Raw genomic sequence first — 22,875 nt, 5'->3', positions numbered from 1 at the left:
CTGCGACCGCACTTACGGAAAAGCGGGACAGGGTAACCTGTCCCGCTTTCGTATACAAAGCCTATTCCGCATGCGGAAGCGCATCTTTCAGACGCTGCGAGAAGACCTTCGTCACGCCATCGGCCTGCATCGACACGCCGTAGAGCACATCGGACATCTCCATGGTGCGGCGCTGATGCGTGATCATGATGAGCTGCGTTTCGTTGCGCAGCGTGGCCAGATACGCGATAAGGCGCCTCAGGTTGCTGTCGTCAAGCGCCGCTTCCACCTCGTCGAGAATGTAAAACGGGGCATGGCGAATACGATACACCGCGAACAGCAACGCGATGGCCGTGAGCGATTTCTCGCCGCCCGACATGAGCGTCATCTTCGAGATTTTCTTGCCGCGCGGCTGCGCCTCGACCTCGACGCCGAGCGAGCTTTGGCCCTCTTCCCCACCGACAAGCGAAAGCGAAGCGGAGCCACCCGGGAACAGCTGGGCGAAAATGGTCTTGAAATTCTCGTTCACCTGTTCAAACGTCACATCGAACTGCTGCTGCATGCGCTCGTCGATCGCGGCGACGATGCGCTTGAGCGAGCGGCGCGCGGCTTCCATGTCTTCCACCTGAGCAGCCATGAAATCGAAGCGCTCCTTCATGGCCTCGTATTCTTCGGCGGCCGAAGAATCGATGGTGCCCATGGAATTCAGGCGGCGGCGCATTTTGAACGCCTCGCCCTCGGCCGCGGCGCGGTCTTCCGGCGCGGGAATCTCGAGCGCGGTTTCAAGCGGCGTGCCGCATTCGTCGACGATGGTCGAAATCGCGGCTTCCACCTGAACTTCGAGTTTGCCCTTCTCGATGCGAACCTCATTGAGCTTCGCCTGCGTCGCTTCAAGTTCGTCATGGGCGGCGCGCGAGGCAGCACGCGCCTCATTGATGGAGGCATTGAGCGAGGCGGAATTGCTCTGCTCAAGCGCCGCTTTTCCCGCAAGGTCGTTCACCCATGCGGTGGCCGATTCTTTCAGGTTTTGCAGCACGTCATGCAACGGCTCGATGCGCCTGCTCGCGACATCGAGCACCACGAGATCGCGCTCGGCATGCTCTTTCGCATGCTGCGCACGCTCCAAATCGCGCACGCGTTCGCGGTGCTCGCGCGTGAGTGAAAGCGAGCGCTCCTTCGCCGTGGCGAATTCGAGCTTGCTTTCGGAAAGCTTGCTCGAAAGAGCCTGCTCACGTTCGTACGCAATGGCGCGAGCGCCCGAAATGTCACTCATGCGCTCTTCGGCGTCGATGCGCGAAACGCGCAAGGCTTCGATAGCCTGGCCAAGCTCCTCGACTTCAGGCTCTGTTTTGGCGAGCTCGACATTCACGCGAGCCAAGTCTTCCGCGACGCTTTTCTGCGACGCCTGAAGCGTTCCCACGCGTTTCGCGAGACGCTCACGTTCGGCCTGGGCGCTTGCTTGAGCACCAGCGCGCTGCGCATGGGTTCGAGAAAGTTCCAAGCTCATGGCGCGCTTGCGCTCCAGATCGCCCTGAAGGCGCTCGAGCTCCGTCTGTGCTGCGGCGTGCTCCTTATTGGAAGCCTCGAGCTGCGCCCGCAAATCGTCGAGCTCTCGCTCGCGAGCGAGCATGCCCTCTACGCCGGCAGACCCCATGCGTACCGTGATTTTCGCGCCCGGCCACACGACGATGCCGTCCTTGGTCGCGAATCGCGCGCGGGCGCTTCCCGCTCGGGCCCCAAGGCCCTCTTCGAGCGAGTCGACCAGGAACACATCACCCAAAAGCGACTCCAGAAGCCCTCGCACGTGCTCGGGATAGTCGAGCGCATCGAGCAGCCGCGGCTTGTCGCACGAAATGCACTCGGGCGCGCTGCCGGCAACGAGTACCGACGCCGTGCCAGTTGCGCCCGTTTGGGAAAGGGCATCCACGATGCTTTGCGCAGATGCGGCTTCGCGCACATACATGCTCGCGATATCTTCGCCGAGGAGCTGCTCAACAAGAGCCTCGAGGTCTTGAGGGGCGCGAACCTCTGCGGCGAGGGGCGCAATGGCCGCGTCGAATTCCTCGCCATGCTCGGCAACCCATGCCGAAGCATCGTTTTTCGAGAGCATGCCGCGGTTGATTTCCTCAAGAGCGGCGATTTTGCCTTCGAGACGCTGGACGGCTTTACGCTTATCGTCGAGCGTTGAGGTCGCCATGGCCACCGCACGCTCAGCAGCTGTCACGTCTTCGGTAGCCGCGCGGCTCTTCTCGAGCAGCTCGGCCAGCGCGGCGGTCTCTTCATCGAGGCCCTTGCATTTCTCATCGAGCTCGACCGTTGCGCCCTCGAGCTCGGCATCGATTTCCTCACGCTTCGATTCAAGGAGCTGCTTGGTTGACATGCGCCCCGAAAGAGCATCTTGCAAACGCGCGCGCTTCGCCGTTTTCTCGTCGATTTCGCGCTCGCGCTGACGCAAAGAGCGCTGCACTTCGGCCAGCTCAACGTCACGCGACTGGCGTTCGGCCTTCGCTTCGTCGAATTGCGTCTTCAACTCTTCAACCTGCGTGGCCAGCGCATCGCGGCGAGCCGTGCGCTCGTCGAGTTGCTCCTGCAACGCGGCTACTTCCTCTTCGAAATTCGCGATGCGGCGGGCACTGCCCATCGCGGTGTTTTCGGCCTGCTCGCGACGGGATCGAATCGAGCGCGCCTTTTCGGAAAGAAGCATATCGGCCGACTCGAAACGCTCGACCACCATATGGAAGCGCCCGCGCTGCGCGGTGAGATCACCCACATACAGGCCTTTTTCCTGAAGCGCCAGCTGCAGTGCTTCGAGCTCTTCCTCGGCCTTCTGGGCTTTGATTTTCTGCACATCGATGCCCGCGGCAGCTTCGTTTTCGCTCTTCAGAGTCGCATCCCATTTGCCCTGCAGCGTGCGCAAATCATCGACCGCGAGCACCAAATCGAGTCGGGCGAGCTCATCGGCCAAGCCTTGGTATTGTTTGGCTCGTTGCGCCTTGCGGGCAAGCGGTTTCAGCTGGCGCTCAACCTCGGCCGTAACGTCTTTCACGCGCGCGAGGCTCGCATCCATGCTCGCAAGCTTACGCTCGGAGCGTTCCTTGCGTTGCTTGTGCTTCAGAACGCCCGCAGCTTCCTCGATGAGCGTGCGACGGTCTTCGGGCTTGCTCGCAAGAATAGCGTCGAGCTTGCCCTGGCTGATGATAGAGTGCGCGCCCGTGCCAAGGCCGGTATCGTGCAGGATGTCCATGAAGTCCATGCGGCGGGCGGGTGCGCCGTTGATGAGGTATTCGCTTTCACCGGAACGGTACATGCGGCGGGTGAGCGACACCTCGTTGAAATCGACGGGCAGCGTGCCGTCGGAATTATCGAGCACGAGTTCAACCTCGGCGACGCCGACGCTTTTGCGGGCCGAGGAGCCCGCAAAAATGACGTCTTCCATGGCCTGGCCGCGCAAGTTCTTCGCGTTGCGCTCACCAAGCACCCACAGCACCGAGTCGGAGATATTCGATTTGCCCGAGCCGTTCGGACCGACGATTGCCGTGATGCCCGGTTCGAGAGAAATCACGGAACGGTCGGCGAACGACTTAAACCCTTTCAGGATCAGGGATTTCAGATGCATGTATGCCTACTCCTGGCTGTGCTTCGCAGCTGCCTTCGCACGCTTTTCCTGCTCGCGCTTCTCGCGCTTCGCACGTTTTTCCTGCTCGCGTGCCGCCTTGGCCTCCGCCTTCGCAGCTTGCTTGGAGTTCATTTCGTCAAGCGCGGTTTTCGCTGCCTGGCTTTCGGCTTCTTTCTTCGTGCGGCCCATGCCCGAAGCAAGCGCCTTCATGCCCGCGAACACCTGCGACACGAAGGTGCGATCGTGCGGGGGACCCTGGGTCTCGATGAGCTTGTACGTCGGCGTGATGCCTTCTTCCTGCAGCTTTTCCTGCAAGGCGCTCTTCGGATTTTCGGGCTCTTTCGCCATATCGATGCTCATGCGCGGAATAAGCGTGCGCTCGATGAAGAGCTGCGCGCCTTCGATGCCGGCATCGAGATACAGAGCCGCGACAACGGCCTCGTACACGTTTTCAAGCGCCGAATGCAGGCCACGTCGACCCGTGCCGCGCTCCGAAGAGCCAAATACGATGACGTCGGCAAAGCCAAGCTTTTCGGCGACGTCGGAAAGGCTCGCGCCAGAAACGAGCGCCACTTTGATGCGCGTAAGGCCGCCCTCATCGATTTCGTGGTAGGTATGGAAGGCTTCGCTCGCCACCACGGCGCCCAAAATGGAATCGCCGAGAAATTCAAGGCGCTCATACGAGAACTTGACCGGCTTGCCTTCGGTTGCAGAGGGGTGCGTGATTGCCGCAAGCAGAATCTCGGGGTTTTTGAACTCGTAGCCCAAAATCTTCTGGGCGAGCTCGACCTTCTGCTTCTGCTCCTCGGTATGGTTTTCGGTAAATGTCATCGTGACACCGCCTGGGAAATGAGCCCGCACACATCTTCGCGCACGACCTTGCTGGAAGCGTGGATGCCGTTCTTAATGGCATCGGCGTTGCTCGAGCCATGGCCCACGATGCAGGCGCCCTTGACGCCGAGCAGCGGCGCACCACCGAATTTATCGGGATTGATGCTATTCGCGAGTTCGGAAAGCTTGCCCTTGATGGCGAGCGCGCCGAGTTTCGTGGCAAGGTTCGAAAGGAACACCTTCTTCACCGACTTGAACAGGGTTTTCGAAGTGCCCTCGATGGTCTTGAGCACGACATTGCCCGTAAAGCCGTCGGTGATGATGACGTCGTAATTCGCGGCGATAATATCGCGGCCCTCGCAGTTGCCCACGAAATTCGGCACCTTTTCCTTAAGCTGCGCGAATGAGGCCTGCGCGAATTGAGAGCCCTTCGTGTCCTCTTCGCCAATGTTGAGCAATGCGCACTTCGGGCTTTTAATGCCAACGATTTTCTCGGCATAAATGGAGGCCATCTGGGCGAATTGAGCAAGATATTCGGGCTTGCAATCGGCATTCGCTCCGATATCCGCCATAACGACCGGCGCCACGGGAGACGGGATTACGCTGCACAGGCAGGGACGAGAAACGCCTTTGATGCGGCCAATGCCGAGCGTGGCACCTGCCAAGCATGCGCCTGTAGAGCCAGCAGAAAAGAAGCCTTGCGCCTTCCCTTCTTTCACCAGCTTGCAGCCGACCACGATGGAGGAATCTTTCTTTTTGCGCACCGCTTCAGCGGGATGCTCGGCCATGCCAATGACCTCGGTCGCGACAGCGGCGGTGCAGCGGTTGTGCGCGCTTGCGAACGGTTCCACGACATCGGCGGGACCAACGAGCACGACCTGCAGGTTCTCGTCTTCAGCGAGAGCAGCGGCAACGCCATCAAGCACAACGGAAGGCGCGTTATCGCCGCCCATGGCATCGACTGCGATGGTAACGTTTTCGGTTAAGGGCATCGATGAACCCCTTTCGTCATTGTGGTAACAAACGCGAAAATACGACAGCCCCGTTTCGAAAACGCCTTACAATAAAAGGCTGCGCTTCGCGTTGTAAAAGTCCTAGAAACACGAATGCCGACCCAAAACTGAGTCGGCATATTGACCGTGCATGTGGTATCGAGCGAGATTACTCGGTCTCGACAACCTCGCGACCCTTGTAGTAGCCGCAGTTGCCGCACACGCGGTGGGGCAACTTGACCTCGCCGCACTGCGGGCACACAGAGCGAGAGGGCATAGCGCAAACGTCATTAGCGCTGCGACGGGAGTGGGTACGAGCACGACCGGTTTTTTGCTTAGGCACTGCCATGGTTGTCACTTCTCCTTATCGATCTCGGCCGACCTTCAGCCGAAACGCTTCAAATGCTTGAATTCAGACGAAAGCAGATGATAGCAAAGCATCACGGTGCATGCAAGCATAAAACGCCACTTAGCATGGAATTTTGATGCGGCAAGCCCAGATGGACCCAACTGCTTTCCGTACGGCAGTAAAGTATACGTCAGAAACTAAAGGCGCAAGGGCGCACACGAGCATTCCACACCTAAGGCGCATATCGAAAGGGGTCTCACGTGGCGGACAACCAGCATTCATGCGAAATCGCACCAGGCATTTTCCTTATCAAAGTGCCGCTGCCCGAAAACCCGCTCAAGCAGCTGAATTCCTATTTGATTCTCGATGAAGACCGTCCCGCGCTTGTGGACGTCGGCTTCAACCGCATAGAGTGCGAGCAGGCATTGCGCCAAGCCCTCGATGATTTCGGCCTCGATTTCCAAGACATCGATGTGCTTGCGACGCACAGCCACCCCGATCACGTGGGCAACCTCGATCGCATTTGGCGTCCGAGCATGCGCATGTACGCTCATATGCATTCGTTCGAAGAGCCGCGCATTATGAACAACCTGCAGAGCAGCACGTTTTTGCCCATCGTCGACGCGGTGACCCTGTGCGCCGAATCGCAACGCCAACCCTCGCGTGTGTTTTCGACCGACCTTTCCGCCGTGAAGGGCGACTATCCCGTAACCTATCTGAAGGATGGCGACATCTTCCGCCGTGGAAATTACCGCTTCCAAGTCATCGAAACGCCCGGCCATCATATGACGCATATCTGCCTCTATGACGAGGCCACCAAAATCATGCTCACGGGCGACCATGTGCTCGAGCGCATTACCCCGAACATCTCGTCGTTCATGCTCGAGACCGACGAGCTGGGCGACTTCCTCGCAAGTTTGCGGAAGGTGCGCGACTACGATGTGAAATTAGCCCTCCCCGGCCACGGAGAGCCCTTCAGCGGACTTGCGCGCCGTGTTGATGAGCTCATCGCCCACCATGAGGCGCGCCTGACCGAAATGGAAGACCTCGTGCGCGCCGGACATCACGACATCATCGACATCACGAGCAACGCGAGCTGGAAATACCCCAATTGGGAAAGCTGGGCAATGGAGCAGAAGTTCTTCTCGCTCGGCGAAACCCTCGCCCACCTCGTGCATGCCGTGCATTGCGGGACGATTCGCATGATCATTGAAGGCGAAGTCGTCGAATTTTATCTCGCGGAATAGCGAGGAGGGATCGAATACGCATTCATGCGTTCATACGGTAGCTCAGCCTTGCGGGGGCTTCCCCGAAGTCACGGCTCGCTACCGTTCGCTGCGCTCACTATGCGCTCGCCTGGCTTCGCTTAACTTTAGAATAGAACAAGCATGAGCTCAGACGACTTCGGGGAAGCCCCCGCAAGGCTGAGCTACCACCCCAAAACGAAAAAGGACGCTTACGCGTCCTTTTTTCTATTCGAACTTGAAATTCTTAAGCGCGGCGAATTGGCTCGGCTTGCCGGAGTCGGTTCGCACGACATCGTCTTCGACGGGCTTGCAGCCGCAAGGGCCATCGTTGAGGTTCGCGCCGCATTGGCGGCACAAACCTTTGCAGTCCTCTGAGCACAACGGCACATAGGGCAAATCGACCAACACGGCAGCCCTGAGGATAGGCTCGAAATCGAGCTGGTTGCTTTCGGGAAGGTAGTCGAACTCGTCTTCATCCATATCTTCCGGCGCTTCCGATTCGCCCGGAATAATAAGGTATGCCTCAAGCTCGCCATTCACGTCATATTCGACTTCATCGAGGCAGCGAGAGCATTCGGTCGCCACAACGCCGGTAATGGAGCCCGCAACAAGCAAGGCGCCGCCAACGTTGCTCACAAAAGCATTCCACTGCATGGTGCCAACCGTTTTGTAATGATCGGGACCGAAGTCGAACTCGCCCATATCATAGGTTCCCTCGAAAGAAGAGCTCTCCGCCGGGGCGAAGAGCTCTGCAGGAACGTCTATGACCAGCGGATTATTTTCCACGTTCGCAGCCATTAGCGGCCGATTCCCTGGTTGTTCAAGCGATCGCGGCAACGGCGAACGCTCGTGATAAGCGTATCGAGGCTCTGCTCGACGTGGCCAAACACCTCGTCGGCGTAGTCTTCGGCACCAGCGCGCGTCTGACGCTCGAGCTCGCGGGCGTCAGCCATGATGGTATCGGCCTGCTGCTGCGCGATGCGCACGATTTCCTGCTCGCTGGCAATCGTCATAGCCTGGCTGCGAGCGTCTTCGATGAGGCGAGAGCTCTCGGCTTCCGCATCGTCGAGGAGGCTCTGGCGCTCACGAACGATTTGGCGCGCCTGCGCGAATTCGCCCGGGAACGTATCGCGGATTTCATCCATAATCTCAAAAGCCGCGGTGATATCGACCTGACGAAGATTGTTCTTGCCGAACACCGGTTTCGAATCCTCAAGAAGGATAGAGAGTTCCTCAATGAGACCGAGAACTCCTGTTTCGTCCATTGCATCCCTTTCATGCCTGCTGCGTATATGCTGCATTTCAATACACTGCGGAAGGCCGCAGGTTGCTTTCATTGCAATCGATAAGATACTTGGCACCTTATCGCAAGTCAAACTATTCTAGCATGAAAAACGCGAGCGCAAGGCTTTCTCCACACCAGGCGTCACAAGCTCAGAAATATTGCCATGGAACGAGGCGATTTCACGCACGATGGAGCTCGACAGGTACATATACTGCGGCGGAGACATGATGAACACGGTCTCGATCGAATCGTTCAGACGATAATTCGCCGCGGTCATTTGGAATTCGTATTCGAAATCGGTAATGGCGCGCAGGCCTTTTACGACGAACTTGCAGTCGATTTCCTCGGCGAAATGCACGAGCAGGTCGTCAAAGCCGACAACCGAGACATTGTCCAGGTGAGCCGTGGCTTCCTTCGCGAGCGCGACGCGCTCTTCAAGCGTGAACAAGGGGCGCTTTTTGTCGCTTTTCGCAACGCCCACAATAACCTCGTCAAACATCTGAGATGCGCGGGCGATAACGTCGATATGCCCATTGGTAATAGGGTCGAATGTACCCGGAACCAACGCTCTTCTCACGATAATCCTCCTTATTCCTCCTTATATGGGAAACGCATTCCCCTCCGCTGCGCTATTCCGCAGGCTCAGCGTCTTCCTGGAACGAAAACAGCACGAAGCCAACCTTGGACTTGCCAAAGATCTTGTTCGCATGAATTTCAACGGGCTCGCCCGTTTGCTCGATGAAGCCCGCTACGTCAACCTTCGAATGGTGTTCGTAGGTTATCACTGCATCGGGCGCGAGCATACCACGCTCGCGCAACGTTTGGACGAACGCCCACACTTCTTCGGTGGGATACGCGTACGGGGGATCCAAAATCACGATGTCGAAAGGCGCGCCGTACACCGGCGGCGTAGCGAGCACGTCGGCCTGGCGAACGCGAGCGCGCTCCTGCGAGAGCTTCAGCATATCGATGTTGGCGCGCAGCGCTTCGAGCGCAGCCTTGTCGCGCTCGAAAAACACCGCCGATTCGGCACCGCGCGAGAGGCATTCGATGCCAAGGGCGCCGCTGCCCGCAAAGGCGTCAAGCACGTGCGCGCCTTCAAGCGAGCCATAGGCCGAAATAAGCGAGCTTATGAACGATTCCTTCACGCGATCGGTGGTCGGGCGCGTATCCATTCCCGTGGGGGCTTTAAGGTTTCTGCCCTTGAAATCTCCTGCGATAACCCTCATCGCACGCCTCCTTTTTTCGCTGTGTGCGTTTTTCGCTGCGCTTCAGCGGAAAACACCGCGTCCACTTCGCGCAGATAAAGCTTCGATTCAAGCGTATTCGCACGAACCTGAGTTTCCATATATTCACGCGCGTCGGCGTGAGCGGCCTCGATCACGGCCCCGTCGCGAACCACGTTCACGAGCTTGAGCACTGAAGCGCCATGTTGGCGATTGCCTAAAATATCGCCTTCGCGGCGAAGTGACAAGTCATATTCGGCGAGCTTGAAGCCATCTTCGGTTTTCTCCATAGCCGATAGGCGCTCGCACGCCGCCTTATCGCCCGTGGCCGAGACCAAACACATGAAACCGGGTTTTTCACCGCGGCCCACGCGTCCACGCAGCTGGTGGAGCTGAGAAAGGCCGAATTTATCAGCGTCTTCCACGATCATCACCGTTGCATTCGGCACGTCGACGCCAACCTCGATGACCGTCGTGCTCACGAGCACATCGATTTCGCCTGCGCGGAAGCGCTCCATGACCTCGCGCTTCGCCGCCGCTTTCATGCGGCCGTGCAAAAGTCCCACCTTATAAGCGGAAAATGTTTTCGCCTGCAGGAATTTCGCCTGAGCTTCGGCCGCCTTCGCGTCATCGCCAGAAAAATCGTCGAACGAATCGATATACACCGGCTCGTCCTGCTCGCCGGCGGTTCCGGAATAGCCGAAACGCGAACGCTCTTTCGGGCGCGGCCCGGAAGCGTGCGCTGCCCCTTCGCCCTGAGAGCCAACCAAGGGGCACACGATATAAACCTGCTCTCCCCTTTTGCATGCCTCAAGCGCCACATCGTAGGCACGGCCGCGTTCGCGGAAATCATAAACCTTCGTCGTGCGCGGCGGACGCTCGAAGGGAACCTCGCGCAAATACGACTGCGTCATAGACCCGTACAGCGCCAGAGCGAGCGTACGTGGTATGGGCGTCGCAGTCATTTCGAGCACATCGCACGCCGCGCCCTTCGCCATAAGGGCCTCGCGCTGATCAACGCCGAAACGTTGTTCCTCATCGATAATCACGAGCCCGCAATTATGGCACAGCACGTCGCCCACAAGCAGCGCATGCGTGCCAAAGCACACCGAAATCGAGCCCGAAGCCAAGCCGTCGAGAATCGACTCGCGTTCCGAAGCAGGCGTTGAGCCCGTGAGCTTCGCCCATGTCACGCCCGATTTTTCAAGAAGCGGGCCCAGGCCTTGCGCATACTGGTCGACAAGCACCTCGGTGGGACCCATCATAAGAGCCTGCTCACCAGAATCGGCCGCCATAACGAGCGCATACGCCGCCACCATGGTTTTACCCGTGCCCACATCGCCCAGAAGCATATGGCGCATGCGTTCGGGGGCTGCCATGCGCTGCGAAATGTCGACAACCGCGCGCTGTTGGTCGTCCGTCAAAGAGAAGGGCATGTGTTCTTCGAATGCCTTGCGGGCTGGACCGTCAACCACGTGCGTGCGCGGCGAGCCATCGCCGAGCTCCGCCTGCGCCTGCTGCATCAAATGCATTTCGAGCGCAAGCACTTCCTCATACACCAAACGGCGACGCGCCTGAGCTTGTTCGGCCATATCGACGGGGAAATGAATCGCGCGCAATGCTTCCGCGCGCGGCATAAGGCGATACTTCGCACGAAGCGAAGCGGGCAGCGGGTCGTACACGCGCCCGAGCTGAGCCAACGCCCCACGAACGATGCGGCGCATCTGGCCTTGCGGCACCTTCTCGGAAGCGGCATGTACGGGGATCACCTGCCCGGTGACCTCTTCGACGTTGTCGCCGTCGACCTTGTCGAGAAACGGCATGGTCATGCGCAAGAAACCGTAGTTGAACTCAACTTTGCCCGCAACGCTTACGCGCATGCCAGCAGTGAGCGTTTTCACGAGCCAGGGCTGCTTGAAAAAGGTGACGATGAGCGTGCCCGTGCCATCGACGAGCGTGACTTCCACCAGATCGAACTTCGGCTTGGGGCGCTTGAGAACAACCTCGTGCACCGTAGCGACGATGGTGGCGTTTTCACCGATGCGCGCCTGCCCGATGGTGCAGATATTCGACATATCGAGATAGCGCTTGGGGTAATGCGCGAGCACGCCGCGAATCGTCGTGGCCCCAAAACGCGACAAAGCCGCCGCCCTGCCCGACGAAACGCCCGGGATAGAAGTCACGGGCGCGTCGAGAGCCAGGGTGGCGGCCAAGCGGTCAGACATGATGCGGTTGTTGCGCTACTCGAGCGAGAACACGACGGGATAAAGCGCCTGTTCGCCGCGGTGCGGGTCAATCTCGAGATCTTCGTAGGCCTCTTCAATGCGAGCGACCAGCGCGTCCAGAGCTTCGTCGCTGAAATCTTCGCCAGCGAGAATCGTCATGGTATCGGCGTCATCGGCCTCCATGGCTTCAAGAAGCGCAAGCACGACGTCGGAGACGTCGGAGCCAACGGCTTCGATGGAGCCATCGGCAATGCCAATGACGTCGCCATCTTTGATGGGGTTGCCATGGGCGTCTTTCGAATCTTTGATGGCATGGGTGACTTCGCCGGTTTTAACCTCGGCGAAAGCCTCCGTCATGGCTTCGACGTTTTCCTCGAGCGAAGCCTCGCCATCGAAGCCGAACATCGCAGAGAACGCCTGCGGCACACTGGTGGTGGCAACGACTGCGCACGGCTTCTCGGAAACCTCGACGCAGGCCTGAGCAGCCATGATGATATTCTTGTTGTTAGGCAGAACGACGACCGCGTCAGCGTTGACCTTGTTGACGGCAGCAAGGATGTCGGCCGTGGACGGGTTCATGGTTTGGCCGCCGGAAATAACGACGTCGACGCCGAGCGATTCAAGAATCTTGGCCGTGCCGGAGCCGGGAGCCACAGCGACAACGCCGAGCGGCTTGTGCTCGGCCTCGAGCTGCGCCTCGATTTTCTCGTTGCGCTCGTCGCTTTGCAGCTTCATGTTGTGGACATGCACTTCAGAAATCTGGCAATCGTGCATAAGGAACCAGCCCAGAACCTGGTCGGGGCGGTTGGAGTGCACGTGCACCTTGAAGTTAGGATGCATACCGACCATGAGGTCGCAGTCGCCCATGGTGGGCAGGAAGTCTTTCGCGGCGTCGACATCGACCGTGTTGGAATGCACGAGGAACTCGGTGCAGTAACGGAACGCGGAATCGACATCCCAGTCGTCGATCTGCTCGATTTCGGCCTTCGGAGCAGGGCGGGACATCGCAAGCGCGTCGCCGGCGAAGCCTTCCTTGCCCGTGAGGGTCGCGGCAAACGCGTCGATAAGAATAGCCAGGCCAAAACCGCCGGCGTCAACGACGCCGTTCTCTTTCAGCACGGGCAGGAATTCGGGCGTGCGCTGCACCGATTCGTATGCGCCGTTCACGATGAAGTCGAGCGCCTCTTCGGTGCTGAGCTTCTTCTTGCGAGCCTTCTTCGCGGCAGCCGCGGTATCTTTGATTACGGTAAGAATGGTGCCCTCAACCGGCTTGCGCACGGCCTGAAACGCCACTTCGGTCGCGCGGGCGAAGCAGGAATCGAGCGACGCGGTGGTAATGCCCTCTTCCTCGAAGCCTTCGAAGCCTTCGCACAGGCCGCGCAGAATCTGCGACGTGATAACGCCGGAATTGCCGCGGGCGCCCATGAGCGCACCCGTGGTAATGGTCTTGCGAATTTCCGCGCTCGAAGCGCCAATCGGAAGCTTCGCAAGGTTGTCGACGACCATTTGCATGGTGAGCGACATGTTCGTGCCGGTGTCGCCATCGGGCACGGGGAACACATTGAGGCGGTTGACCTCGTCTTTGCGGTCGGAAAGCGCCTTTTGGGCAGCAGCGATCGCGTTCAGAACTTCATGCGTAGAATAGTTGCTCATATTAGGTGGTGTCTCCTCGATGACCTTTAGCAAAGCTCGCTATTTGCGAACTTTGATGCCCTGAACGTGCACTTCAATGCCATCGAGCGGCACCTGCGCAAACTCATTGAGCACATAGGTAACGTTGTCGATAAGGTTCTGCGAAACGACGGTGATGTTGGTGCCGTATTCGATAACCACATACAGATCGACATGAATGCCAGCCTCGCGAGGCGTCACGATAACGCCGCGGCGCAGGCGGTTGGCGGGAAGAATCTTCGCAATGCCGTCTTGCAAAGAAGGCGCTGCCATGCCAACGACGCCGTAGCAGCCGAGGGCGGCGGTACCAGCGAGGTCGGCCAGCACGTCGTTCGATACGTGAAGATTGCCGGAAATCTTTTGCGTCATGAAATCGTCCTTTCCCACGACTGCGAGACAAACATTAAGTATACCCGTTTCAACGCAGGCGCGGTAATACTTTGATACTCAAAGTACTCTTGCACACAAAAAAGCCCGCAGAAGCGGGCTTTTGCGTTTGTGCAGTTGTCGCGCTTTAGCCGCGGACGACCTTGCCGGCCTTCATGCAGGAAGTGCAGACATTCATCTTGCGGGACTTGCCGTCGACGACGACGGAAACCTTCTGAATGTTCGGACGGAAGGTACGATTGGTTACGCGGTGGGAGTGGCTGATGCTGCGACCGGCCACGGGGTGCTTACCGCAAATTTCACAAACCTGGGACATTTCTCTCACTCCATTACTTCAGATAATCTCTGATTACAGGCAAAAAAGCTTGATTACTATAACACACGATTAGAGGTCACACAAGAAAAGTTGTGACTTCTTGTGTTCTGTGTCGAAAACGTGAACGGCAAGCCACAAACGCGCTTGTGTTTTGAAACCTGCTAAATGCTCGGAGCGTTTAAAAGGTTTCATTGAGCGAGACGACGGGACTACGCGATACGACGGGGCCAAGCGATGCGCTTTGCGCTTTGCATGAAGCCGAAACCACACCGTAGATGGCTAGCCGCGATACTTCTTGTCGACGACCATGAGGCGGCCACAGCTCGGGCACACCGAAAGCGGAGCCTCGGTGCGAAGCCCCAGCACGCGACTATGGTCGAACGTCGTACGGCATACCGTGCAAGCGTTTTCGTTCAAGGCGGAAAGCGCCACGCCGCCTTTCGCCTTCGCGATGCGCTCGTAGGTCGCAAGCAGCTTCGGGTCGTTAACGAATGCGACCATGCGATCGCGTTCAGGCTTGAACTGGTTCACCTTCGCCAGAATCTCGCCGCCCTTGGCGCGGTATTCAGCGATGAGCTTTTCCTCTTTCGCGCACAGCGAAGCCTCGATGGTGTCGATTTCAGCCTCGAGTTTCTCCATTTGAGCAAGCTTTTCTTTATAGCCGGCAATTTCATCGACGAGCGTGTCACGACGCTTTTGGTAGCCTGAAAGCTCCTTGCTGTGCAACGTAATGGAGCGGTAGTCACCGCCCGCCGTATCGATGAGGTTTTGCGCCACCTTTGATTTGCGCGCCAAATCGGCATCTTCGCCCTCGGCGTGCGCAAGCTGGGTTTGCGTATCTTTATGCATACCCACAATGGTGCGGCGCTTTTCGGCAAGCGCCGCCTTCTTGTGGCGAACATCGAGAATCGCCATTTTCTGGGGAAGCTCGTCGAGTTGCTTGTTCAGTCGCGCGCATTCCGAATCGATCGCCTGAAGCTTCAACAGCGCCGCGATTTGCTCTTGGGTTACCTGCACTAGACCCTCCTCGTTTCGGGATGCTGCCACGCATCGTTTTGATCGAGCAACGTTATCTTCTCACGAGCAACGCCCACGCGAGCGCACGATTCGGCAAGAATTCGCGCAAATGGCAATTCCGACACATCATGGCCAAGCTCAATAATGCACAGGCCCTGCTGCGACGCTTCAAGCGCGGCGTGGTATTTCACCTCGCCGCACACAAGCACGTCGATTCCACGCTTCACGCACTCGGAAGCGGCATCGCCCGCGCCGCCCGTCCACGTGCAAACCGTAGAAAGAGCCGTGTCCATGGCGCCCCACACGCGCGGTGCACGACCGAACACCGCCGTGCAACGAGCCGACAGGTCGCCGAGCGTGAGGCCCTCACTGGCGTCGATGGCGCAAATCTGACCATAGCCGAGCGATTCGTCGCGAGCGAGCGGCTCAAGCACAGCCGAGGGCTTCAGGCGCAGCATGCCCGGAAGCATGGATTGCGCAGGCGCGCTCACATCGAGCGCCGTGTGCCAATTGGCAAGCGCTACGCCCAGGCGCGCCGCCTCGTATACCACCGAGCCTGGCACACAGGCGTGGGACGAAAGGGGCATGAACGAATCGGGCGGGTCGAGAAACGCCGGATGATGCGTCACGAGCACGTTCGCGCCGAGCTGCGCGGCCTCACGAACGGCGAACACCGTAGGATCGAGCGCACAGGCCACGCCTTCGATTTTTGTCGCAGGGTCGCCCACAAGCAGGCCGGTTCTATCCCACGATTCGGCATCGGCCGGCGGAAACATGCGGTTCAGCGCTGAGACGAGCTCGCCCACCAACGCAGGCGCCTGTGCGCCCTTTTCCGCAAGAGGCCCACGGCCTACATGGCGCAGGCCCCGCTGCTCCTCATCAATCTCATATTCCTCTTCATTCGCCATAATCGGCCTCCTTGTCTTTCGAGCCGTATTGATTATTGGCACGTGTTAAATGCTCGTAGCGTTTAACAGGTCGGCGAATTCGTGACGCACGCTATAAAGAAGCCGCCCCGAAAGGCGGCTCGTCAACGTCACAAATCGACCATGCGCACACCACGGCCGCGCGTAGGCACGGCGAGCCGCGTATAGCCGGCAGCGCGCATGTAATCGTAGGCGCGTTCGATGTCGCGCGCGATATCTTCCTTGCGGTGCGCGTCGGTACCCACCGTGCACGCAACGCCCTCGGCGCAAAACGCCTGCAAAAGCGACGGCGACGGATAGTACTCGGCGCACTCGGCATACGCGCCCGAAGTATTCACTTCAATCATGCGCCCGCCCTCACGCGCCGCTTTCGCCATGCGCTCATACAAAGGCTCAAGGTCGAATCCGGGCTTCGGGCTGAACTTCTTCACCACGTCGGCATGGGACATGACCGTGAACGGCATGTCGCTTTTCACAGCCTGGCACCACAGTTCGACATAGCGGTTCCAGAATGCCTCGAGGTCAATCGATTTCCAGCGCGACACGTGCTTGTGGCTCACCATGAGCCAGCGGTCAACGAAATGGACCGAGCCGAGCACGATATCGAACTGGTCGAAATCGCTCGCATGCAAGCTACGCGTTTCGTCTTCGCCAAGCCAATCGAGCTCGCAGCCCAAAAGCACATCGATATCGTCACGTTTCTGCTGCTCGCGCACGGCTTCGATGTAGGCCCCAAGTCGCTCGATCGGCATGGTGGAGCGCTTCGACGGGTCGAGTTCATCGGGAATGGGATAATGCTCCGTTGCCGCCATATGGGCAATGCCCGCATCAACCGCCGCCTGCACCATGTCGTCAAGCGGATCTTTGGCGTGATTGCAGAACGTGGAGTGCGTGTGCATCGTTATAAGCTCGGTCATGCAATCGCCTCCTTGAACGCTTCGAAGAATGCATCGATGTCGGCTTGCGTGTTTTCCATGCCAATCGACACGCGCAGCTCGCCTTGGGCAAGGTTGCGTTCGACGCCGAGGGCGGAAAGCACATGCGAAGGATCGAGGCTTCCCGATGCGCAGGCCGAACCGCCCGAAATGCAGATTCCGCGCATATCGAGCTGCAGAATGAGCGTTTGGCTCTCGAAGCCGCGCACGCACACATTCACGATGTTGGGCAGGAATTCTTCGCCGCCACAAGGCACGCAAACCGACGGAACCACGCGTTTAATGGCGCCCAAACGCGCGTACAAATCGTCGCGCATGGCACGGGCTCGCGCCGCATAAGCAGGCTGCTCGGCCACGGCGAACTCAATGGCCGCGGCAGCACCTGCGATGCCGCACACGTTCTGCGTGCCGCTACGGCGCCCGTTTTCTTGACCGCCGCCAGGCAAATAGGCCACATAGGGTGTTTTCGCCGCAAGATAGAGCACGCCGACGCCCTTCGGGCCGCCCACTTTATGGGCGGAAAACGAAGCGGCGTCAACGCCCCAGCCCTTCAGATCGACGGGAATTTTCCCGAGCGCCTGAACGGCATCGACATGGAACAGCGCGCCAGCCGCATGGGCAACGCCGCACAGCTCAGCCACAGGCTCGATGGTGCCCACCTCGTTGTTGGCCGCCATAACGCTTACCACCAGGGTGTTTTCATCGACGACACGCTTCAGGGCTTCAGGCGTTACCTTGCCCGAGCCATCGTTGTCGACAAATTCGAACTCGAAGCCGAGCGCGCGCAGCATATGGCTCGTTTCGAGAACGGCCTCATGCTCGATGCGCGAGGTTGCCACCTTGAACGGCCCATGCTTGCCCGCCAAGCGAGCCTTTTCGCGCGCGCCAAGCGCCATGCCCACGATTGCCGAATTATCCGATTCGGTGGCACCGCCCGTGAACACGATTTCGTCGGGACGGTGGGCCTTCAGAGCGCGAGCCACGCGCGCACGCGCATCTTCGAGCGTGGAAAACGTCTCGCGGCCAATGGAGTGAAGCGAATTCGCATTGCCGAAAGGCGCCTGCGTTCCCGGCTCCATATAAGGCGCCATGGCCTTTGCTGCCGCATCACACAATGGCGTGGTTGCCGCGTTGTCCAGATATATGCGCTTGCTTTGCATTGCTTGCATGCCCCTTTTACGCCTGCACGTCGTTCGTCCACGGAGCCACGAAACCATTCTTCTGGGCTTCAGCGGCAACGGCCTTCATTTCCGCGATTGCGACCGCGCGGTCGGACGCGCCAAACACGCCGCTGCCCGCAACAAGCACATCGCAGCCCGCCGCGCACACAGCACGCGTGGGATCGTTCGCCTTCAGGCCGCCATCGACCTCGATGAGCGGCGAGGCGCCCGCCTCACGAGCCATTTCAACGATACGTGCGACCTTGGCCTCGATTCCTTGGATATAGCTCTGGCCAGAAAAGCCCGGGAACACGCTCATAGGCAGTACCATGTCGAGCTTCGCGATATAGGGCTTGATATGCTCGACATCGTAATCGGGCTTCATGGCGATGGCGGCCTTGCAGCCAGCCTCGTGAATCATGTCGATCGCCAAATCAAACTGACCGGCTTCGGCATTGAGCGCCTCGGCATGCACCGTGACGATGTCGGGCGTATGCTCCAGGTACCAGGGCAGCTGCTCGAGTGGGTTGGAAATCATCAAGTGCACGTCGAGCGGCAGCTTCGTGATTTTCTTCAGGCCAGCGACGAACGGCACGCCGAACGTAAGGTTCGGCACAAAATGGCCGTCCATCACATCGACATGCACGAACGCGGCACCGCCTTCTTCAATTTCGGCCACATCGCGGGCCATATTCATGAAGTCGGCGGACAGAATTGATGGTGCGATTTTCGGCTCGGTGAACACATTGGCTCCTTGCTTGCATGAATTTCGGGCGAGGCCCCTGCCTTTTCCTCCATTCTAACGCAGCCGCAGCGCTTGCCGCCTATAATCGAAGAACACACGAAAGGATGACCATGCAACGCTGCACGAACTATTTTGTATACGCCATGCCCATGGGGCGACTGAGCATCGCCGCCGACGAGGCGGGCATTTGCGCGATAGCTTTTGGCGACGTTGCACACGATGGCCCGCGCCGCCCGAGCGCGCTCACGAACAAAGCCGCAACGCAACTGCAGGAATACTTCGCAGGCAAGCGCCGCTTCTTCGACATTCCCCTCTCGCCGCATGGAACCGAATTCCAGCTCAAAGTCTGGAAAGCCCTCGAAACGATCCCCTACGGCCAAACGCGCACGTATGCGGAAATCGCCGAAATGGTCGGCAGCCCCAAGGGTTTTCGCGCGGTGGGACTCGCCAACAACAAAAACCCGCTGCCCATTGTGGTGCCGTGCCACCGCGTCATTGGGGCCGACGGCAAGCTCGTGGGCTACGCGGGCGGAGTGAAAATCAAGAAATACCTGCTCGACCTCGAGGGCGTCGATACCTCGAAAATGAAATAGGCTAAGTGGCGCGAAGACGAGCGATTCAGTCGAGCACAAGACCCCAAAGGACATCACGCGCGGTATTCGAACCCGACATACACCGCCAAAAGACGTTACGAGCATGGCCGACGAACACCGAACGAATACCGACCTCGCGTATTGCCCACGCAAAGAAAGCCCATAGAGCAAGAAAAGAGCCCCAATCGGGGCTCTTTTCATATACGTTCACGCTCTGCGCGGCAATTCGTTATGAGTGGCGACGCAGGCGCGCGGCGTAATGGGCGTCGGGGCCATTCGACGTGAGCGTGGTTTGTACCTGCTCCTCGATTTCGAACTGCTCGCCGAACTTCGTCTTCAGGAAGCGCTCGACAACCTGCTCGTTTTCTTCAGGGAAAACCGTGCAGGTGGCATAGGTGATAACGCCGCCCGGCTTCACCATCTTGGCCGCCTCGATGAGCAAGTCGAGGTTGATGGAGGCCATGCTGGTGATGTCTTCGGGCTTCAAACGCCAGCGAATCTCGGGGTGACGGCGCAGCGTGCCAACGCCCGAGCACGGAGCATCGAGCAGCACGGCGTCAAAGCTCGCCTCGGGCAACTTCTGCGAAAGAGTGCGCGCATCGGCCGTGAGCGACTCAACCGTGTCGATGCCATACGCAGCACAGCGCTCGCCAAGAATCTTGCCCTTGAACTCATGGTCGTCGACCGAGGTCATAGGCACGCAATGGCCAAATGCGCGATGCGCGGCGCTCTGGAGCAGAATGGTCTTCGTGCCGCGACCAGAACCGATTTCGAGGAAGCTCGCGGGCTCCTCGGCAGGCATGGCAAGCTGAGCCACAGTTTGCGCGCCCTCGTCGGACACGAGCAGCTCACCGGCCTCGAACAGCGCGCGCACGTCGGCGCTGCGCAGCGAACGGGCCTCCTTCACGCGATAGCAACCCTGCACGTCTTCCGACGGCTCAAGCAGCGAACCCGCCTGGTCAAAAGCCTCTTCGATCTGCTCGAAATCGCCCTTCACGGAATTCACGGCGATAAACACCGGGGCGTCGGTATTGCAGGCGCGCATGAATGCGGTCGCCTTCGGCAGCGTCATTTCGTTCATGAGACGCTTGGCGAGCCACATCGGGAAGGCCTGCGAACGCGCGAGCACCTGCAGGCTCAGGTTCGGGTTGCCGAACGGGAACGTTTTCGCGCTTTCCGACATGCGGCGCAGCACGGCGTTGGCAAGGCCGCCCGCTTTGGGGGCAACGGAGCACACGAGCTCAACACCCTGGTCAACGACCACATAGGCAGGCTTGTCGAGGAACAGCAGCTCATAGGCGCTCACGCGCATAGCGTCGCGAACGACCTCGTCGATGTCGTTCGGGGTTTTCATGTTGCGGTTAATGAACTCGTCGAGCGTGCCGACCGTCGCGGTTACGCCACGCGCGATTTTCGTGGCGAACGCGGCGTCTTCGGGAGAAATACCCTGGAATTTGGCGAGCACGGCAGGCGTGACTTCGGCAACATAGGCATTGCGCTCGCGCACTACGCGGCCAATGGCGCAGGCGGCCTGGCGAGCAGGCGTCACATGCACTTGGCCCTTGGGCTTGCGGTAGCCGCCGCCCGTGCCACGATAGCCTTCGCCCTTGCGACGGTGCTCGCGATACTCGCTGCGAGGAGCATCGTCGTCGACCTGCGCGTCGCTGCGTTCGTCGTCGCGGCGCGGCTTAAAGCCATGCTTGTCGTCGTCGAAGCGCTTTTTCGGACGATCGTCGAAACGGCGGTCTCCACGACCCTCGAACTTGCCGCCATCGCGTTTGTCGAAACGACGGTCGTCACGCTTGTCGCCATCGAAGGAGCGCTCACGCTTCGGGCCACGGTCGTCGCGATCGAACTTGCGGCCATCGCGGTCGAACTTACGCTCGCCCTGCTCGAACTTACGCTCGTCACGGCTGAAGTCTTTCTTGTAGCCGCCCTTCTTGAAATCACGATCGCCGTCGCGACGATCGCCGCGAGGCTTGCGGTCGAAGTCGCGGCCGCCTTTGTAGCCGCCACGGTCGCCATCGCGGTCGAACTTGCGCTCACCGTCATGCTTCTTGTAGCCGCCGCGGTTGTCGTCGCGCTTGAAATCGCGCTTCGGTCCACGATTGTCGCGGTCGAACTTACGGCCTTCACCGCGATCGTCACGATTGCCACGGCCTTTGTAGCCGCCCTGGGGCTTGCCGCCCTTATAGCCGCCGCGGTTGTCGTCGCGGTCGAATTTGCGCTCGCCGTCGTGCTTCTTGTAGCCGCCCTGGCCCTTCGAGCCGCGGAAGCCGCCCTTGTCGCCGTTGCCGCGCCCGCGAGAGTCGCCGCCCTTTCCGCGATAGCCGCCATTGCCGTGGCCGTTGCCGCCGCGGTTGTTGTTCGGTCGGTTGCCGCGAGAATCGCCTGCGCCCTTGTTATCGTATGCCATTTACAATGTCTCCCACTCAATCTCGCCCGACTTGATGTTCTGCACGCCCGCAGCAAACGAACGAGCATCCATTTCCTTTTTCCCATCAGGCTTTATTTCCAGAATCTCGAAAACGCCGTCGGCGCATCCGAGGAACAACCTTTTTTGCGCGAACAACACCTTGCCCTGCGCGAGGCCCGAAGCGGCCTCGAAGCACGAATCGTCTTGCGAAAGCGCCGATGCGGAAAGCACCGTGACGCCTTTGCCCGCAATGGAACACTTCGAGGGGTGCTGCACGCCCGATGCCTGCACATGGCGAAGGTTTTCGACGCAGGTGATCGCGGGATTCAGGTTCAGTTCGCCCTTTTCAATCTTGGGCGCCCACGTAGCGTCTTCCTCAACCTGCTTGACCCAACGTTCCACGCCGTGCTCCACATCGTAGAGGGCGGAAAGCAGCGCATACGCGCCCTTGTCGGCAAGTTCGCCCGTCAAACGCTCGGCATTCATGCCCGCGATTTGGCAAGAACGGCAAATGCAGTAATCGCCCGTGTCAAGACCGGCCTCCATGCGCATGATGCACACGCCCGCCTCGTCGTCGCCATTCAGAATGGCGCGCTCGATGGGGGCCGCGCCGCGGTACTTCGGCAGAAGTGACGCGTGCACGTTCAAGCAACCATGCTTCGGAATATCGAGCACAGCCTGCGGCAAAATCATGCCGTACGCCGCGACGCAAATAACGTCGGGGTTAAGGGCGCGAAGACGCTCAACTTCAGCATCGTCGCGAAGCGTGCGGGGCTCGAACACAGGAATGTTCGCGCCAAGAGCGACTTCCTTCACCGGAGACGGCACAAGTTTCTTGCCGCGGCCGCGCACCGCATCGGCGCGCGTGTACACGGCGACGACGTCGTGCTGTTCCTTCAGCTCGATAAGAATGTTCGCCGCAAAATCGGGGGTTCCCATGAACACAACGCGCATGGAAT

At 59.3% G+C, this 22,875-nt stretch carries 21 protein-coding genes; 2 read left to right on the top strand and 19 right to left on the bottom strand.

Features of this window, described 5'->3' with window-relative positions; genetic code table 11:
• Positions 1 to 61: 61 nt before the first annotated feature.
• From smc to rpmF, 4 genes are all read right to left on the bottom strand, one after another.
• Positions 62 to 3,595: a chromosome segregation protein SMC gene (gene smc / locus Q0D41_RS01060; protein WP_294373883.1), complete on the bottom strand. Its 3,534-nt coding sequence runs from the start codon at positions 3,593 to 3,595 to the stop codon at positions 62 to 64.
• Positions 3,596 to 3,601: 6 nt separating this feature from the next.
• Complete coding sequence (rnc, locus tag Q0D41_RS01055) at positions 3,602 to 4,426, bottom strand: ribonuclease III (RefSeq protein ID WP_294373879.1); 825 nt, start codon at positions 4,424 to 4,426, stop codon at positions 3,602 to 3,604.
• Positions 4,423 to 5,418, bottom strand: a complete 996-nt coding sequence (gene plsX, locus Q0D41_RS01050; RefSeq protein ID WP_294373877.1) for a phosphate acyltransferase PlsX — start codon at positions 5,416 to 5,418, stop codon at positions 4,423 to 4,425. Before plsX ends, rnc begins: the two co-directional genes overlap by 4 nt.
• 169 nt (positions 5,419 to 5,587) lie before the next feature.
• Positions 5,588 to 5,767 (bottom strand): 50S ribosomal protein L32, encoded by a 180-nt coding sequence (rpmF, locus tag Q0D41_RS01045; RefSeq protein ID WP_114615080.1) that lies wholly within the window; start codon positions 5,765 to 5,767, stop codon positions 5,588 to 5,590.
• Positions 5,768 to 6,027: 260 nt separating this feature from the next.
• Here rpmF and Q0D41_RS01040 point away from each other — a divergent pair, with 260 nt between their 5' ends.
• Positions 6,028 to 7,014, top strand: coding sequence for an MBL fold metallo-hydrolase (locus Q0D41_RS01040; protein ID WP_294373870.1), 987 nt, complete (start codon positions 6,028 to 6,030; stop codon positions 7,012 to 7,014).
• 225 nt (positions 7,015 to 7,239) lie between these two features.
• On the opposite strand, the gene Q0D41_RS01035 is transcribed toward Q0D41_RS01040, so the two are convergent.
• The 13 genes from Q0D41_RS01035 to rpe all read right to left on the bottom strand — a co-directional run bounded on the left by Q0D41_RS01035 (position 7,240) and on the right by rpe (position 18,907).
• On the bottom strand, positions 7,240 to 7,812 hold the full coding sequence (locus Q0D41_RS01035) for a DUF177 domain-containing protein (protein WP_294373867.1): 573 nt from the start codon (positions 7,810 to 7,812) through the stop codon (positions 7,240 to 7,242).
• Entirely contained in the window at positions 7,812 to 8,279 is a 468-nt protein-coding gene (locus tag Q0D41_RS01030; protein ID WP_114615077.1) for an ATPase, read from the bottom strand. The genes Q0D41_RS01035 and Q0D41_RS01030 overlap by 1 nt, the downstream gene beginning before the upstream one ends.
• A gap of 117 nt (positions 8,280 to 8,396) precedes the next feature.
• Entirely contained in the window at positions 8,397 to 8,882 is a 486-nt protein-coding gene (coaD, locus tag Q0D41_RS01025) for a pantetheine-phosphate adenylyltransferase (protein WP_367113798.1), read from the bottom strand.
• Positions 8,883 to 8,928: 46 nt separating this feature from the next.
• Entirely contained in the window at positions 8,929 to 9,528 is a 600-nt protein-coding gene (rsmD, locus tag Q0D41_RS01020; protein WP_294373861.1) for a 16S rRNA (guanine(966)-N(2))-methyltransferase RsmD, read from the bottom strand.
• Positions 9,525 to 11,750 (bottom strand): ATP-dependent DNA helicase RecG, encoded by a 2,226-nt coding sequence (locus Q0D41_RS01015; protein WP_294373859.1) that lies wholly within the window; start codon positions 11,748 to 11,750, stop codon positions 9,525 to 9,527. Before Q0D41_RS01015 ends, rsmD begins: the two co-directional genes overlap by 4 nt.
• 15 nt (positions 11,751 to 11,765) lie before the next feature.
• Positions 11,766 to 13,403, bottom strand: a complete 1,638-nt coding sequence (locus tag Q0D41_RS01010; RefSeq protein WP_294373857.1) for a DAK2 domain-containing protein — start codon at positions 13,401 to 13,403, stop codon at positions 11,766 to 11,768.
• Positions 13,404 to 13,442: 39 nt separating this feature from the next.
• Positions 13,443 to 13,790 (bottom strand): Asp23/Gls24 family envelope stress response protein, encoded by a 348-nt coding sequence (locus Q0D41_RS01005; RefSeq protein WP_114615072.1) that lies wholly within the window; start codon positions 13,788 to 13,790, stop codon positions 13,443 to 13,445.
• A 145-nt stretch (positions 13,791 to 13,935) separates the two neighbouring features.
• Positions 13,936 to 14,124, bottom strand: a complete 189-nt coding sequence (rpmB, locus tag Q0D41_RS01000) for a 50S ribosomal protein L28 (protein ID WP_114615071.1) — start codon at positions 14,122 to 14,124, stop codon at positions 13,936 to 13,938.
• Positions 14,125 to 14,403: 279 nt separating this feature from the next.
• The gene (locus tag Q0D41_RS00995; protein WP_294373853.1) at positions 14,404 to 15,141 is read right to left on the bottom strand and encodes a zinc ribbon domain-containing protein; all 738 of its coding nucleotides are present in this window, start codon (positions 15,139 to 15,141) and stop codon (positions 14,404 to 14,406) included.
• On the bottom strand, positions 15,141 to 16,049 hold the full coding sequence (locus Q0D41_RS00990; protein ID WP_294373851.1) for a Nif3-like dinuclear metal center hexameric protein: 909 nt from the start codon (positions 16,047 to 16,049) through the stop codon (positions 15,141 to 15,143). The genes Q0D41_RS00995 and Q0D41_RS00990 overlap by 1 nt, the downstream gene beginning before the upstream one ends.
• Before the next feature lie 128 nt (positions 16,050 to 16,177).
• Positions 16,178 to 16,984 (bottom strand): histidinol-phosphatase, encoded by an 807-nt coding sequence (locus Q0D41_RS00985; protein ID WP_294373849.1) that lies wholly within the window; start codon positions 16,982 to 16,984, stop codon positions 16,178 to 16,180.
• Positions 16,981 to 18,171, bottom strand: coding sequence for a cysteine desulfurase family protein (locus Q0D41_RS00980; protein WP_294373846.1), 1,191 nt, complete (start codon positions 18,169 to 18,171; stop codon positions 16,981 to 16,983). The genes Q0D41_RS00985 and Q0D41_RS00980 overlap by 4 nt, the downstream gene beginning before the upstream one ends.
• Before the next feature lie 7 nt (positions 18,172 to 18,178).
• Positions 18,179 to 18,907, bottom strand: a complete 729-nt coding sequence (gene rpe, locus Q0D41_RS00975) for a ribulose-phosphate 3-epimerase (RefSeq protein ID WP_294373843.1) — start codon at positions 18,905 to 18,907, stop codon at positions 18,179 to 18,181.
• Positions 18,908 to 19,017: 110 nt separating this feature from the next.
• Between rpe and Q0D41_RS00970 the strand changes: the two genes are divergently transcribed.
• Complete coding sequence (locus tag Q0D41_RS00970; protein WP_294373837.1) at positions 19,018 to 19,500, top strand: methylated-DNA--[protein]-cysteine S-methyltransferase; 483 nt, start codon at positions 19,018 to 19,020, stop codon at positions 19,498 to 19,500.
• 229 nt (positions 19,501 to 19,729) lie between these two features.
• Here the strand turns inward: Q0D41_RS00970 and Q0D41_RS00965 are convergent, their stop codons facing one another.
• Together Q0D41_RS00965 and fmt are read right to left on the bottom strand one after the other, a co-directional pair.
• Entirely contained in the window at positions 19,730 to 21,916 is a 2,187-nt protein-coding gene (locus Q0D41_RS00965; protein ID WP_294373835.1) for a transcription antitermination factor NusB, read from the bottom strand.
• Entirely contained in the window at positions 21,917 to 22,870 is a 954-nt protein-coding gene (fmt, locus tag Q0D41_RS00960; RefSeq protein ID WP_294373833.1) for a methionyl-tRNA formyltransferase, read from the bottom strand.
• Positions 22,871 to 22,875: the final 5 nt, after the last annotated feature.

This window comes from uncultured Slackia sp. (assembly GCF_934630525.1).
Lineage (GTDB): Bacteria > Actinomycetota > Coriobacteriia > Coriobacteriales > Eggerthellaceae > Slackia.
This window is presented reverse-complemented; position numbering and strand designations above follow the sequence as displayed.

Excerpts from the sequence above, each read along its gene's own strand:
- rnc (WP_294373879.1), bottom strand. The coding sequence starts at position 4,426 with ATGACATTTACCGAAAACCATACCGAGGAGCAGAAGCAGAAGGTCGAG.
- Q0D41_RS01015 (WP_294373859.1), bottom strand. The coding sequence starts at position 11,750 with ATGTCTGACCGCTTGGCCGCCACCCTGGCTCTCGACGCGCCCGTGACT.
- Q0D41_RS01010 (WP_294373857.1), bottom strand. The coding sequence starts at position 13,403 with ATGAGCAACTATTCTACGCATGAAGTTCTGAACGCGATCGCTGCTGCC.
- rpmB (WP_114615071.1), bottom strand. The coding sequence starts at position 14,124 with ATGTCCCAGGTTTGTGAAATTTGCGGTAAGCACCCCGTGGCCGGTCGC.
- Q0D41_RS00990 (WP_294373851.1), bottom strand. The coding sequence starts at position 16,049 with ATGGCGAATGAAGAGGAATATGAGATTGATGAGGAGCAGCGGGGCCTG.
- Q0D41_RS00980 (WP_294373846.1), bottom strand. The coding sequence starts at position 18,171 with ATGCAAGCAATGCAAAGCAAGCGCATATATCTGGACAACGCGGCAACC.
- Q0D41_RS01030 (WP_114615077.1), bottom strand. The coding sequence starts at position 8,279 with ATGGACGAAACAGGAGTTCTCGGTCTCATTGAGGAACTCTCTATCCTT.
- Q0D41_RS00985 (WP_294373849.1), bottom strand. The coding sequence starts at position 16,984 with ATGACCGAGCTTATAACGATGCACACGCACTCCACGTTCTGCAATCAC.
- Q0D41_RS00970 (WP_294373837.1), top strand. The coding sequence starts at position 19,018 with ATGCAACGCTGCACGAACTATTTTGTATACGCCATGCCCATGGGGCGA.
- fmt (WP_294373833.1), bottom strand. The coding sequence starts at position 22,870 with ATGCGCGTTGTGTTCATGGGAACCCCCGATTTTGCGGCGAACATTCTT.
- Q0D41_RS00965 (WP_294373835.1), bottom strand. The coding sequence starts at position 21,916 with ATGGCATACGATAACAAGGGCGCAGGCGATTCTCGCGGCAACCGACCG.
- smc (WP_294373883.1), bottom strand. The coding sequence starts at position 3,595 with ATGCATCTGAAATCCCTGATCCTGAAAGGGTTTAAGTCGTTCGCCGAC.
- Q0D41_RS01035 (WP_294373867.1), bottom strand. The coding sequence starts at position 7,812 with ATGGCTGCGAACGTGGAAAATAATCCGCTGGTCATAGACGTTCCTGCA.
- rpmF (WP_114615080.1), bottom strand. The coding sequence starts at position 5,767 with ATGGCAGTGCCTAAGCAAAAAACCGGTCGTGCTCGTACCCACTCCCGT.
- rsmD (WP_294373861.1), bottom strand. The coding sequence starts at position 9,528 with ATGAGGGTTATCGCAGGAGATTTCAAGGGCAGAAACCTTAAAGCCCCC.
- Q0D41_RS01005 (WP_114615072.1), bottom strand. The coding sequence starts at position 13,790 with ATGACGCAAAAGATTTCCGGCAATCTTCACGTATCGAACGACGTGCTG.
- plsX (WP_294373877.1), bottom strand. The coding sequence starts at position 5,418 with ATGCCCTTAACCGAAAACGTTACCATCGCAGTCGATGCCATGGGCGGC.